10 protein-coding genes and 1 riboswitch are annotated in these 13,293 nt (G+C 72.7%); of the genes, 9 read left to right on the forward strand and 1 reads right to left on the reverse strand.

Annotated features, from left to right (window positions below; genetic code table 11):
• From VI238_RS13980 to VI238_RS13990, 3 genes are all read left to right on the forward strand, one after another.
• Positions 1 to 2,236: carboxypeptidase regulatory-like domain-containing protein (locus VI238_RS13980; protein ID WP_331652400.1), on the forward strand; the 2,236-nt coding region annotated here is incomplete at its 5' end.
• A 60-nt stretch (positions 2,237 to 2,296) separates the two neighbouring features.
• Positions 2,297 to 2,381, forward strand: a riboswitch (yybP-ykoY riboswitch).
• Between the two features lie 88 nt (positions 2,382 to 2,469).
• On the forward strand, positions 2,470 to 3,027 hold the full coding sequence (locus tag VI238_RS13985; protein ID WP_331652402.1) for a TMEM165/GDT1 family protein: 558 nt from the start codon (positions 2,470 to 2,472) through the stop codon (positions 3,025 to 3,027).
• 61 nt (positions 3,028 to 3,088) lie between these two features.
• A complete protein-coding gene (locus VI238_RS13990) occupies positions 3,089 to 6,199 on the forward strand; it encodes a diguanylate cyclase (RefSeq protein ID WP_331652404.1) in 3,111 nt (1,036 codons plus the stop codon).
• Between the two features lie 69 nt (positions 6,200 to 6,268).
• Here VI238_RS13990 and glnK read toward each other — a convergent pair whose 3' ends face one another.
• On the reverse strand, positions 6,269 to 6,607 hold the full coding sequence (gene glnK / locus VI238_RS13995) for a P-II family nitrogen regulator (RefSeq protein WP_331652406.1): 339 nt from the start codon (positions 6,605 to 6,607) through the stop codon (positions 6,269 to 6,271).
• A 298-nt stretch (positions 6,608 to 6,905) separates the two neighbouring features.
• On the opposite strand from glnK, the gene ubiK reads away from it, so the two are divergent.
• From ubiK to VI238_RS14025, 6 genes are all read left to right on the forward strand, one after another.
• Positions 6,906 to 7,184: a ubiquinone biosynthesis accessory factor UbiK gene (ubiK, locus tag VI238_RS14000; protein ID WP_331652408.1), complete on the forward strand. Its 279-nt coding sequence runs from the start codon at positions 6,906 to 6,908 to the stop codon at positions 7,182 to 7,184.
• A gap of 205 nt (positions 7,185 to 7,389) precedes the next feature.
• Positions 7,390 to 8,889: a YifB family Mg chelatase-like AAA ATPase gene (locus VI238_RS14005; RefSeq protein ID WP_331652410.1), complete on the forward strand. Its 1,500-nt coding sequence runs from the start codon at positions 7,390 to 7,392 to the stop codon at positions 8,887 to 8,889.
• Between the two features lie 60 nt (positions 8,890 to 8,949).
• Positions 8,950 to 10,728 carry a potassium/proton antiporter gene (locus VI238_RS14010; protein ID WP_331652412.1) on the forward strand — a complete coding sequence of 593 codons (1,779 nt, stop codon included), beginning with the start codon at positions 8,950 to 8,952 and terminating at the stop codon, positions 10,726 to 10,728.
• 74 nt (positions 10,729 to 10,802) lie between these two features.
• On the forward strand, positions 10,803 to 11,834 hold the full coding sequence (locus VI238_RS14015; protein ID WP_331652414.1) for an XdhC family protein: 1,032 nt from the start codon (positions 10,803 to 10,805) through the stop codon (positions 11,832 to 11,834).
• A gap of 4 nt (positions 11,835 to 11,838) precedes the next feature.
• A complete protein-coding gene (locus VI238_RS14020; protein WP_331652415.1) occupies positions 11,839 to 12,405 on the forward strand; it encodes a nucleotidyltransferase family protein in 567 nt (188 codons plus the stop codon).
• Between the two features lie 155 nt (positions 12,406 to 12,560).
• A complete protein-coding gene (locus VI238_RS14025) occupies positions 12,561 to 13,061 on the forward strand; it encodes a (2Fe-2S)-binding protein (protein WP_331652417.1) in 501 nt (166 codons plus the stop codon).
• Positions 13,062 to 13,293 lie beyond the last annotated feature (232 nt).

Genomic DNA, 13,293 nt, shown 5'->3' on the forward strand with positions numbered 1-13,293 from the left:
GAGCGTCGCAGGCGGTGCGGCCGTCGCGACGTGGCGCAGCGACGACCCGGGCGTCGGCAGCGGCTTCTTCGCCGCGTACGCGCCGAGCGGGACGCCGACGGTGACCGCGACGCGCGGGCGCCAGCCCGTGGGCTACGGCGATGCGACGCTGACGGCGACGGTCGCGAACGGCGCGAGCGTGCGCGCCGACCTCGCCCTGCCTGCGGGCCGCCTGCGCCTGTATCCGGCGGCGCCCGCGGCGAACGTCGAACTCGGCAGCCTCGCGCACGCATCGCTCACGATCGACAACAGCGGCACGGCCCCGCTGCTGTTCGGCCTCGAGGGGGTCGCGATCGAGGAGCACTTCGAAGGCACCGTCTTCCCGCCGGACGGCTGGAGCGTCGTCAATGTCGGCGGCGGCTGCGCGTGGAGCGCACTCGATCCGATGCAGGCCGCGAACACGGCGGGCGGCGACGGGCGCGCGGCGATGGTCGATCTCTACCCGTGCTGGGGCGGGGATGCGTCCGACACCGCGCTGGTGTCGCCGCCGCTCGACCTGTCCGCGAGCCACACCGCGTCGGTCGGCTTCTTCCTGTCCCTGTTCGAAGGCGCCGACAACGTGCCGCGGCTCGACATCGACGCGTCCGCCGACGGTGGCGCGAGCTGGACCACCGTCCACAGCGAGACGCGCGAGAACAACGGCAGCGGTCCCGGCGCGCTGATCGAACTCGACCTCAGCGCGTTCGCGGGCGCCTCCGACGTGCGCGTGCGCTTCCACTACACGGGCACGCCGCCATGGGGTTCGGTCGTCGTCGACCAGGTGCATCTGTTCGAGACGATCAACGCGAGCACGTGGCTCGCCGCCACACCCGACCACGGCACGCTCGCGGCCGGCGAGAGTCGCGCGCTCGACATCGCGTTCGATGCGCGCACGGTCGCGCAGCCGGGCACGTATCGAATGCCGATCCGTATCGCCGAAGACACGCCTTACGAGTGGCCGTTCGGCGACGTCGAAGCGACGATGACCGTGACCGCACCCGCGAACTACGGCGCGCTGGCCGGGCACGTGCGCAGCCTCGGCGCCTGCGACGCGCAGCCGCAGGCGCTCGCCGGAGCGACGATCGCGATCCATGCCGCGACCGGTGGGGACTGGTCGACGACGAGCGACGCCGACGGCGCATTCCGCTACTGGGTCGAGGCCGCGCGCGGCCCATTCACGCTGACGATCGAGGCGCCTGGCCATCGGCCGGTGACGCAGGACTACACGGTCGCCGCGGGCAGCGAGACGCCGGCCGACGTCGACCTGCGCGCGCTGCTGCCGTGCCTCGGCATCGATCCGGCCACGCCGATCGCCGAACTCGCGTCGGGACAGAGCGCCGCGCTCGCGCTCGACCTGCTCAATACCGGTGCTGCGGCGACCGACTGGACCGTGCGCACGGGCGGCGATCCCGCGCTGCCGTCGCCGGTACCGCTCGTGCAGACCACGAGCCCGACGCCGACGCAGAACACGAGCTTCGCCTGCATCAACCCGCCGACCGGCTATTCGCTCGACAACCGCTACCTGCGCCGCTTCGACCTCGCTTCGCGCGGCGTGCCCGCGGGCGAGACGGTCGTGCGCGGCGTGACGTTCGCGGTCGATTCGGCGATGTCGTCGACGGGTTCGCAGCCGGTCACGGTGCGCGTGCACGCGCTGCACGGCGAGCTCGCGTTCGCGAACCTCGAGCTGCTCGCGGAGAAGACCGTCGAGGTCGCGGACTCGGCCCTGCAGCGCATCAGCGTCACGTTCGATGCGCCGCTGCACGTCGCCGGCGACGCGGTGCTCGTCGCCGAAATCCACGTCCCGTCGGGCGTGGCCGCGGGCAACACCTTCTACCCGGGTGGCAACAGCGACGGCGAAAGCGCGCCCGCGTACTGGGCCGCGCACGACTGCGGCATCGACGAGCCGCTCGCGTATCCGGAGATCGGTTTCGATTGGGTCCACCTGATCCTCGAGCTCGACACGCTCGCGAGCGACCCCTGCGGAGCGAATGCGGCGCCGGTCGACTGGCTCGCGCTCGCGCCCGCCGCGGGGCACATCGATGCCGACGCGCTGTCGCCGCTGCAGGCGACCTTCGATGCCACGGCCGAAGCGGACGGCGTGTACGGCGGGTCGATCTGCCTCGCGGCCACGCCGAGCGCGGCTTCGACGATCGCCATACCCGTGACGATGCGCGTCGGCAGCGGCGGCGATGCGGTGTTCGCCGACGGCTTCGACTGACGGGCCGGCGCAGGCGCGGGCTGGTCGCCCCGCGCCTGCGCCGCGACACTGCGCGTGCTCCATCGGGGAGTAGCCGCGCTTCTGCGGCGCGCGTCAACACACTTGGCCGGCAGGCCATGGCGCGCGCGGGGTTCCACGGGACCTTCGGCAAGACCTTTGGTTCGTGCAGGCAGCACCCGGGCCGGGACTGCGTGCGCGTGCCATCGCGTCCACGTCCCGGCCCCGGAGTTCCCATGCAGACCCTGCTCGTTTCGACTGCCGCGGTGGCGATCGCCGAGATCGGCGACAAGACGCAACTGCTGTCGCTGATCCTCGCCGCCAAATACCGCCGACCGTGGCCGATCTGCGTCGGCATCCTGCTCGCGACACTCGTCAATCATGCGCTCGCGGGGTCGCTCGGTGCGCTCGTCGCGCACTGGCTGTCGCCGCAGTCGCTGCGCTGGATCGTCGCCGCGAGTTTCTTCGCGGTCGCGCTGTGGACGCTCAAGCCGGATACCGCCGACGATGCCGAAGCCGAACGCGGCCGCGGCCACGGCGTGCTCGTGGCCACGCTCGTCGCGTTCTTCCTCGCCGAGATGGGCGACAAGACCCAGGTCGCGACGGTCGTGCTCGCGGCGCAGTACACGCCGCTCTGGCAGGTCGTCGCCGGGAGCACGCTCGGCATGCTGCTTGCAAACGTTCCCGTCGTGTGGCTCGGCGCGCGCTTCGCGGCACGGTTGCCGCTGCGCGCCGCCCGCATCGGCGCAGCGTTGTTGTTCGCGGCGCTCGGAGCCTGGATCCTGCTGCGCTGACGGCGCGCGGCCGGGCACTGCGTCCGCCATTTTCGAGTGGGAGATCACGATCCTCTGTCCGATGTTGCCAACCCGTCGACGTTCGCGCCGCGCCTGGCTGTCTTCGGTCGAGCGCGGCATCGGCATCGTGGCGCTCGTGCTCGTGCTCGCGTCCGGTCCGGACAGCGTCGCCGCGTCGATCGCGGTCGTCGAGGGTCCCCTGCCGACGCAGGATCCGTCGCTGCGTTGGCAGAGCTACCGGCGCTACGCGACCCGCGAAGGCGTACCGCGCAACTGGGTGACGGCGCTCGCGCAGGATCGCGAAGGGTTCGTCTACGCGGGTACCGAGGAAGGCCTCGCGCGCTACGACGGCAGGCACTGGAACGACGTGCCGTTCCCGGCCGCCGCTTCCGCGCGGCCGCCCTACGTGACTGCGCTCGCGTCCACCGCGGACGGGACGGTCTGGGTCGGCACCGACACGGCCGGCCTTTATGCCTATCGAGACGGTCGGCTCGAGCGCCGCGCGCTCGCGTCCGCGTCGAGTGGCGTCACCTGCGTCGAGGCGGACGCGGACGCCGTCTGGGTCGGCACCGAGGCCGGCGTCGAGCGCTGCGACGCCGATGCCTGCCGCGCGCTCGGCGCCGCGCGGGGAATGCACGTGCGCAGCCTGCTGCGCACGCGCGAGGCGGACACCGCATCGCTCTACGTCGGCACGCGCGATTCGGGTGTCCTGCGCATCGATGGCGTCGACGCTGCGCCGCGCCTGGCCTCGTGGCGCCTCGCGAGCGCGGACGGGTTGCCCGACGATGCCGTAGCCGCGCTCGCCGAATGGGGCGGTGCGAACGGTCGCGACCTCGGGGTCGCGACCACCGCGGGCGTCGCGCGCCTCTCCGGCGCGACGCTCGTCGTCTACGCAGGTGCGTCGGGTTTTCCAGGCGGCGCGAACGGCTTCGTGCGCCTGCCGGGTGTCGGCGGCGGCAGGCGTCTCGTCGCGACGCTCGCGACGGCCGGGCTGGCCGAATTCGACGACGACGGGCGATGGCGGCGCACGACGACCGCGAACGGACTGCCCGAGAACGCGATCAATACCGCACTCGTCACCGACGCCGACCAGCCCGTGCTGTGGCTCGGCTCGGGCCACAGTGGCGTACTGCGCGGCGAACCGCAGATGTGGTCCGCGTTCGTCGAGCGCGACGGCCTGCCGAACCGCGTCGTGGTCGGCCTCGGCGAAACGCGCTTCCTCGACGGCGAGCAGGCCGTGTGGATCGGCACGGGCGGCGGCAGCGTGCGCCGCGACGGCGATGGATGGCGGCCGTGGCTGCCGCCGCGGTATGCGCGCAGCGAGGTGTTCGACGTCGTGCGCGACGGTGACCATCTCTGGGTCGCGACGCGGGAAGGCCTGCTCCGCGTCGCGCGCGACGGCGTGCGCGCGTACACGAGCGCGAATTCGGCGCTGCCCGACGACGCCGTCGTCGACCTGCACCTGCTGCACGGCGACGATGGCGCGGACACGCTCTGGCTCGGCACGCGACGCGGCATCGCGCGTGTGAGCGGCGACCACATGGAGCGGGAGCACGTGCCCGCGGCACCCCCCGACTTCTTCGTGCGGGCGCTGCGCGACACGCGCGACGCGGATGGCACGACGAGGCTGTGGGCGGCGTCCGAGCACGGCCTCTACCACGCGCACGACGGCAACTGGCGTCGACTCGGCTGCGCCGGCGAGACGGCGGTGTTCGACCTGCGCGAGCGCGGGGCGCCGGGGCGCGAGCACGCGCTGTGGGTGGCGACGTTCGACGGCATCCTGCGCGTCGACCTCGATCGCGGCTTCGCGTGTACGCGACGTGCGCTGCCGGAGCCAGCGAGCGCGTCGTCGGTCTACCAGCTGCAGTTCGATGCGTCGGGCCGGATGTACCTGTTCGGCGCCCATGGCGTGCTGCGCCTGCCGGGCGATGACCGCGGCCCCGCCGACGCAGGCGTCGAGCGCTTCGACCTCGCCGACGGCTTGCCCGATCTCGAATTCACGCGTGCATCGCTCGTCGACGCGCAAGGTCGCCTGTGGGGCGGCACGATCGAAGGCGTGGCGCTCTACGATCCCGCGGCCGAACGGCCGCCGGCCGCCCCCCGACCCTTGCGCATCCTGTCCGCGCGGGAGGAAGGCGGCGGTCGGGTGCTCGACGGCGATGCCGACCTCGACGAGGCCGCCGGCAACGTCGCGTTCGAACTCAGCCTGCTCGCCTACCAGCGCGACTACCGCACGCGCTACCGCACGCAGCTGGTCGGGCTCGAAGCCGAGCCCGGCGAATGGAACGACCGCGCGCATCGCAGCTACAGCCGGCTGCCGCCGGGCCACTACGAGTTCCGCGCGTGGGCGCGCGCGGCCGACGGCGTCGAAAGCGGTCCGGTTTCGCGCGCATTCCGCGTGCATGCGCCCTGGTGGCGCCGGCCGTGGGCAGTCCTGCTCTACGCCGCGGCGATGATCCTGCTCGGCCTCTGCGCGGGACGACTGCGCGCGCGCGCGTTCGCCGCGCGTGCGCACGCGCTCGAGCGCGAAGTCGCCGAACGCACGCGCGCGCTCGCCGAAGCGAACCGGCGGCTCGCGCACGCGTCGCTGACCGATCCGCTCACCGGCTTGTGGAATCGCCGCTACTTCGGCCTCGAGCTGCCGCCCGAATGCGAGCGGGCGATCCGCCGGGCCGCACGTGGCGAGCGCTCGGCCGATCTCATCTTCATCCTCGCCGACGTCGACCACTTCAAGCGCATCAACGACGCGCTCGGCCACGCCGCGGGCGATGCCGTGCTGGTCGAGTTCGCACGGCGCGTGCGCGCGCTGCTGCGCAGCGGCGACGTCGCGCTGCGCTGGGGCGGCGAGGAGTTCCTGGTCGTCCTGCGCGACGCCGAGCGCGAGCGCGCGTTCGCTTCGGCGCTGCGCGTGCGCGACGCGATCACCGCGACGCCGTTCACGGTCGGCGCAGCGACGGTGCCGGTGACCTGCTCGATCGGGTGGGCCGCGTTTCCGTTCGACCCATGCGCACCACGCCGCCACAGCGTCGACCAGGTCGTCACCTTCGCGGACGCGGCGCTCTATCGCGCCAAGTGCGGCGGTCGCGACCGGGTCGTCGGCGCCCGTGCGCAGGCGCGTGTCGCGGAAGACATCGCGTTCATCGATGACGAGAGCGGCGCCGGCGCGGCGTGATGCCGTCGCCGGCCCGGCACCGGCGACGGCCGGCGCATCGGACCGACCAGGCGACGGACGCGGCGCGCCTCAGAGTGCGTCGGCGTCGAGTTCGCCGGTGCGGATGCGCACGATGCGGTCGAGCTGCCAGACGAAGATCTTGCCGTCGCCGATCTTGCCCGTGTTCGCAGCCTGGCTGATCGCTTCCACGACACGCTCGAGCTGGTCGTTCGCGACCGCGACCTCGAGCTTGATCTTGGGCAGGAAGTCGACCACGTACTCGGCGCCGCGATAGAGTTCGGTATGGCCCTTCTGGCGCCCGAACCCGCGCACTTCGGTCACCGTGATGCCTTGCACGCCGATCTCGGCGAGCGCTTCGCGCACGTCGTCGAGCTTGAACGGCTTGATGATCGCCATGACCATCTGCATCGCGGTCTCCCGGTGATTGCCTTGCGCCGGCGACTATAGCCGATCGACCGATGGGAAATTTCCTACAGCGCAATCCGAATTCCGCGGATGGCGAACCCGTGTCGCCGACCTAGACTGCCTGACGCGGGGAGGTTGCGCCGACGGATCGGCGCCGCAGGGAGGCTCCGGCCGGCGGCGAACACTGCGTTCGTCGCCGGTCGCCCGCACGGAAGGGGGAGCGCACCGGATCCGAACGGCCGGTACAGGCTGCGGATTGCCCGCTACGATGTATGGTCTCATCAGCATGCCAGGTGAACGCATGATCCACGTCCAAGCCATCGACTCGCTTGCACGGCGCCTCGCGGCGCTCGTGCCGCCCGGTCTCGACGAAGCGCGCGCCGATCTCACGGCAAGCTTCCGCAGCGCACTGCAGGCCGGCCTGCGCGACCTCGACCTCGTGACGCGCGAGGAGTTCGACGTCCAACGCTGCGTGCTGCTGCGCACGCGCGAGAAGATCGAGGAACTCGAGCAGCAGGTGCTCGCGCTCGAACGCAGCCTCGAGCCGAACCTCGCGCCGGACCCCGCGCCGAAGCACTGACGTCTCCGCGGCGGGCGCTCGCGCCGGCCGCGCCGATCCGCCCCCTCGCAAGGACGCGCCGCCGCGGCGGCGACGCGGGTGCCCGCCCGCGGCTGGAGGCCGCACGCATGGAACGCCGATCGGATTTCCCGGGACGCCCGCTGCCCGCTGCAGTTCACCCCACGGCGCGGACAGCGGGCCTTTTTCCCCGCATGCGCGTGCGCGCATGAGCCTCGCGGTCGTCTACAGCCGCGCGCAGATCGGTATCGCCGCGCCGCTCGTGTCGTGCGAAGTCCATCTTTCCGGCGGCCTTCCGGGCACCTCGATCGTCGGCCTGCCGGAAACGACCGTGAAGGAGGCACGCGACCGCGTGCGCGCGGCGATCCTCAACGCGCAGCTCGAGTATCCGCAACGCAGGGTGACCGTGAACCTCGCGCCGGCGGACCTGCCCAAGGACGGCGGCCGGTTCGACCTGCCGATCGCACTCGGCGTGCTCGCCGCGAACGGCGGCATCCCGCGCGGTGCACTCGATGACTGCGAGTTCATCGGCGAACTCGCGCTCTCGGGAGAACTGCGCGCCGTGCACGGTGTCCTGCCGGCCGTGCTGCAGGCGACCCGGCATGGGCACCGCGTGATCGTGCCGCGCGACAATGCACATGAGGCCGCGCTCGTCGAAGGCGCCGATGTGAGAGTGGCGCGTTCGCTGCTCGACGTCTGCGCCCACCTTTCCGGCCGCATCGACCTGCCGCGCGCCGGCAGCACGGGCGCCATCGAGTCGGTCGCGGGCGCGGGGCCCTGCCTTTCCGACGTGCGCGGCCAGCCGCTCGCCCGCCGTGCGCTCGAGGTCGCCGCCGCGGGCGCCCACAACCTGCTGCTGGTCGGACCCCCGGGCACGGGCAAGACGATGCTCGCGAGCCGCCTGCCCGGCATCCTGCCGCCGCTCGACGAGCAGGAGGCGCTCGAGCTCGCCGCGGTACGCTCGGTCGCCGGTCACGACACCGACGTAGCGAACTGGAAGCAGCGCGCGTTCCGCGCGCCGCACCATACCGCGTCGGCCGCGGCGCTCGTCGGCGGCGGCACGGTGCCGCGCCCGGGCGAGATCTCGCTCGCGCATCATGGTGTGCTGTTCCTCGACGAGATCGTCGAGTTCGATCGCCACGTGCTCGAGGTGCTTCGCGAACCGCTCGAATCGGGTCGCATATCGATCTCGCGCGCGGCGCGGCAGGCCGAGTTCCCGGCGCGATTCCAGCTCGTGGCCGCGATGAACCCGTGCCCCTGTGGCTATGCGGGCGACGCGTCGGGCCGCTGCCGCTGCACGCCCGATGCGATCGCACGCTATCGCGCGCGCCTGTCGGGGCCACTGCTCGACCGCATCGACCTCAAGATCGAGGTGCCGCGCGTCGCGCTCGCCGATCTGCGCGACGGTGTCGGCGGCGAAGGCAGCGCGGCCGTTCGCGCGCGCGTCGCGGCCGCGCGCGAGCGCCAGCTGGAGCGCGCGGGCAAGCCGAACGCATGCCTCGGCAATCGCGAGGTCGAACGCGACTGCACGCTCGACGCAAGCCTGCATGCGCTGCTCGACCGCGCGGTCGAACGGCTCGGACTGTCCGCGCGTGCCTACCACCGCGTGCTGCGCGTCGCGCGCACGCTCGCCGACCTTGCCGGCAGCGCGCGTATCGATGCCCCGCATCTCGCCGAGGCGATCCAGTACCGCCGCTTCGGCGGCTGAAGTGCGCGCACCCGCATCGCCGCGTGCCGACCGCTATGATCGTCGTCGGGACTCCGACGAATGAATGCGATCCACAACACGTACTGGCTGCTCGCCGCCGCCTCCGCACTGATCCTCGTCGGCATCGGTTCGAGCCTGGTCGCGCGCCGTTTCGGCGCGCCGCTGCTGCTCGTCTTCCTCGTCGTCGGCATGCTCGCGGGTGTCGACGGCCCCGGCGGCATCCATTTCGACGATGTCGGCGCGACCTACGGCATCGGCTCGCTCGCGCTCGCGGTGATCCTGTTCGACGGCGGCCTGCGCACGCGGCGCGAGAGTTTCCGCGGCGTTTCCGCGCCGACCCTGCTGCTCGCGACCGTCGGCGTGGTCGTGACGGCGGCGCTGACGAGCCTCGCCGCACGCGTGCTGCTCGACCTCGATCCGGTGCAGGCGCTCCTGCTCGGATCAGTGGTCGCGTCGACGGACGCGGCCGCCGTGTTCTTCCTGCTGCGCGCGGGCGGTTTGCAGTTGCGCTCGCGCGTCGGCGCGACGCTCGAGATCGAATCGAGCGCGAACGATCCGGTCGCCGTGCTGCTGACGACGCTGCTCGCCCAGTACCTCGCCGCGCCGGGCGGCATCGCCGCCGGCGAGATCGTGCGCGAGCTCGCGCTGCAATTCGGCATCGGCGCGCTCGGCGGCCTGCTCGGCGGCTTCGCGATCGCCGCCGCGTTGCGCAAGCTGCCGCTGTCGGGGGGCCTCGCCGCGCTGTTCCTCGTCGTCGCCGCGCTGTTCGTGTTCGGCGTGACCGGCTGGCTGCACGGCAGCGCGTTCCTCGCGGTCTACATCGCGGGCGTCGTCGTCGGCAACCGCAACGTGCCGGGCTTCGCCAACCTGCTGTCGGTGCTCGACGCGGGCACGTGGTTGTGCCAGATCGCGATGTTCCTCGTGCTCGGGCTGCTCGCGACACCGCACGCACTGGGCCCCGCGCTGCTGCCTGCGCTCGGCGTCGCCGCATTCCTCATGCTCGTCGGCCGGCCACTCGCGGTGTCGCTCTGCCTTGCGCCGTTCCGCTACGGCAAGCGCGAAATCGCGTTCATCGCCTGGGTCGGGCTGCGCGGCGCGGTCGGCATCTTCCTCGCGTCGATCCCGATGCTGATGAAATTGCCGAGCGCGCAGCTCGTGTTCAACGTCGCCTTCATCGTCGTGCTCGCGTCGCTGCTCGTGCAGGGCTGGACGCTCGGCCTCGCCGCCCGCCTGCTCGACGTCGCGCTGCCGCATCGCGATCGCGCCGTACGGCGCGTCGAACTCGACCTGCCCGGGTCGCTCGAGCGCGAAATGGTCGGCTACTCCGTCGCGCCCGGCGCGGCGATCCTCGACGGCGCGCGGCTGCCGGGTTGGGCACAGCTCGCGATGGTCGTGCGCGGCGGCGTGATCCTCATGCCCGATGCGTCGGGGCCGCTCGTCGGCGGCGACTATGCCTACCTGCTCGCACCGCCCGGGCGCGTGTATCGGCTCGACTGGCTGTTCGCGCCACCGGAGGAGGCGCGCGAGGCGGAGCGCGAGATGTTCGGCGAGTTCAGCTTCGACGCCGACGTGCGGCTCGCCGATATCGCCGAGTTCTATGCGGTGCCGGTCCGCGCGCGCGACGCGCCGCTCACGCTCGCCGAACATTTCGCGCGGCGCTTCGAACACACGATCGAAGTCGGCGATCGCGTGCGGCTCGGGCCGGTGAGCCTCGTCGCGCGCGAACTCGACGACGACGGCGTACGCAAGGTCGGGCTCAAGGTCGAGCGGCTCGGCAACGTGCTCGCGCGGCGTCCGTGGCTCGCGCGCCTGCTCGGCCGGCAGGTCGTCGAGCGATGACGACGCCGTGACGTGGTTTGCGCCCCGCACGCGGGAGGCATCGCTATGATGGGCGCTCCCTGGATCGTCCCTGCATGCCGATCGACATCGAATCGCCCGCGTTGCCGCCGCTCGGCGGCCTGAGAGCGCTCGTCGCCGGCGTCGAGGCGCTCGCCGCCACGCGCCGCGACGGCGTGCTGTGCGTCGTCGTGGGCAGCAACGGCTCCACGTATCGCAAGCCGGGTGCGCTCGTCCTGCTCGATGCGGCCGGGGTGCGCGTCGGCGCGCTGTCGGGCGGGTGCCTCGAGGCGGAGCTCGAGGCGCGTGCGCGTGACGTGCTCGCCAATGGCAGCGCGCAGGCGGTTCGTTTCGACACGAGCGGCGACGAGGACCGCGTGTTCGGCTCCGGCACCGGCTGCGGCGGCTCGATCGACGTGCTGCTGCTGCCGTTGCCCGCGAGCGTCGCTCCGCTTCGGCGCGCCCTGCGTGCGGCCGACGCGCGCGGCGCCGAGCTCGTGCTCGACCTCGTCGGCAGCGGGGAGCGGCTCGGCAGCGGCGAGGCACGTGCCGGCGACGAACGTCACCGCTTCGACGAGCGCGGCGGCGCCGACGACCACGGCGACGCCGTCGCGACGGACCGACGCGTGCGCATCGCTCCGGCACCGCGCGTGCTGCTCCTCGGCGCGGGTCCCGAGACGCGTCCTCTGCTCGTGCACGCGCGGTTGCTCGGGTGGCGCGTCGAACTCGCCGATCATCGCGAACGATGGCTGCGTTTCGCCGCGGGCAGCGGCGTCGACGCCGAGTACCGTGACGGGCCGGACGGCCTCGCCGCGCTGCTCGAGGGCGCGCGTTTCGACGCCGCGCTCGTGATGAACCACAACCTCGATCTCGATGCACGCTGCCTGCGCGCGCTCGCAGGGACCGCGATCCGCTACATCGGCCTGCTCGGTCCGGCGGCCCGGCGCGACGAGCTGCTCGCCGAGATCGGCGACGCCCGCGATGCCCTGCTGCCCCGGCTGCGCGCGCCGATCGGCCTGCGCCTCGGCGGCGAAGGCGCCGAGGCGATCGCGCTCGCGATCGTCGCCGAGATGCAGCAGGAGTTCGCGCGTGCGGCACGCCCGACGTGAAGCCGTGCACGCTGCGATCCTGCTCGCGGCGGGGGCATCGACGCGTCTCGGCCGCGCCAAGCAACTGATCGAGATCGATGGCGAGCCGCTGCTGCGACGCGCGGCCCGCGCGCTGCTCGAGACGTCGCCACGCACGCTCCTGGTCGTGCTCGGGCACGATGCGCTCGCCCTGGAATCCTGCATCGCCGACCTGCCGCTGCAGCGGGTCGTCGCCCGCGATCATGCGGAGGGCCTCGCCGCTTCCTTGCGCGCAGGCATTGCCGCCTTGCCCGATTGCGACGGCGCGCTCGTCGCGCTGACCGACCAGCCCGCGCTCGACGGCGCGCACCTGCGCGCCTTGTGCACGGCCTGGCGCGCGGCGCCCACGCGCGCGTGTGCGAGCGAGTACGCGGGCGTGCGCGGCGTACCGGCGCTGCTGCCGCGCGCATGGTTCGACGACCTCGTGCGACTGCGCGGCGATGTCGGCGCGCGCGCCTTGCTGCGGGCACGCGCGAGCGATGTCGTCGCGGTCGCCGCGCCGGACCTCGCGCTCGATCTCGACACGCCGGACGATCTCGCGCGACCGCGCTGACGGCAGGCAGGTCTTCGGGCGTTTCGCGGCGCAGCGCCCCGTCGAGACGGCAGGCTGCCTTCCGCGCTGCGGGTGCGCCACATTGCCCGTTCGTGCGCGGTTCTTGTCCGATCCTGCAATCGGCTGGCGGGCGGCGCGAGGCGGGAGTAGCCTGAATGCCCCGCCCCGTTCCGGAGACGCCGATGAACCTTGTCGTCAATGGCCAGCCGCACGAGGTCGACGTGCCCAGCGACATGCCCCTGCTCTGGGTGCTGCGCGACGTCCTCGGCATGACCGGTACGAAGTTCGGTTGCGGCGTCGCCCAGTGCGGCGCGTGCACGGTCCATCTCGACGGCCAGGCGATCCGTTCGTGCGTGGTGCCGGCGGTCGCCGCCGCGGGCAAGTCGATCACGACGATCGAAGGCCTGTCGAAGGATGGCACGCATCCGGTGCAGCGCGCATGGCAGGAGCTCGACGTCGTGCAATGCGGCTACTGCCAGTCGGGGCAGATCATGAGCGCCGCGGCGCTGATCGCGCAGAAGGCGTCGCCGAGCGATGCCGACATCGACAGCGCGCTCGCCGGGAACCTCTGCCGCTGCGGCACCTACCAGCGCATCCGCGGCGCGGTCCACCGCGCTGCCGAGCTCGCCTCGAAGGAGGGCGGCCATGTGGCGTGAAGGCATGCCGATTCCGGTTCCGCTCGCGTCCGCCGATGCGGCTTCTCTGACGCCGCGCGCGAGCGGGCTCAGCCGTCGAGCGTTCGTGAAATCCGCGGCTGCGGGCCTCGTCGTCGCGTGCGTCGTCCCACTTGCGGCGCGACGCGCATTCGCCGCGGAGCCGGCGCCCGCGGCGAAGCCGCCGGTGTCGCCGAACGCGTTCATCCGCATCGCGCCCGACGACAGCGTGACG

This window comes from Dokdonella sp. (genome assembly GCF_036518555.1).
Classification (GTDB): domain Bacteria; phylum Pseudomonadota; class Gammaproteobacteria; order Xanthomonadales; family Rhodanobacteraceae; genus Dokdonella_A.

Bases quoted from the DNA above. Each gene is read 5' to 3' on its own strand.
- VI238_RS13985 (WP_331652402.1), top strand. From the start codon at position 2,470: ATGCAGACCCTGCTCGTTTCGACTGCCGCGGTGGCGATCGCCGAGATC.
- VI238_RS13990 (WP_331652404.1), top strand. From the start codon at position 3,089: ATGTTGCCAACCCGTCGACGTTCGCGCCGCGCCTGGCTGTCTTCGGTC.
- glnK (WP_331652406.1), bottom strand. From the start codon at position 6,607: ATGCAGATGGTCATGGCGATCATCAAGCCGTTCAAGCTCGACGACGTG.
- ubiK (WP_331652408.1), top strand. From the start codon at position 6,906: ATGATCCACGTCCAAGCCATCGACTCGCTTGCACGGCGCCTCGCGGCG.
- VI238_RS14005 (WP_331652410.1), top strand. From the start codon at position 7,390: ATGAGCCTCGCGGTCGTCTACAGCCGCGCGCAGATCGGTATCGCCGCG.
- VI238_RS14010 (WP_331652412.1), top strand. From the start codon at position 8,950: ATGAATGCGATCCACAACACGTACTGGCTGCTCGCCGCCGCCTCCGCA.
- VI238_RS14015 (WP_331652414.1), top strand. From the start codon at position 10,803: ATGCCGATCGACATCGAATCGCCCGCGTTGCCGCCGCTCGGCGGCCTG.
- VI238_RS14025 (WP_331652417.1), top strand. From the start codon at position 12,561: ATGCCCCGCCCCGTTCCGGAGACGCCGATGAACCTTGTCGTCAATGGC.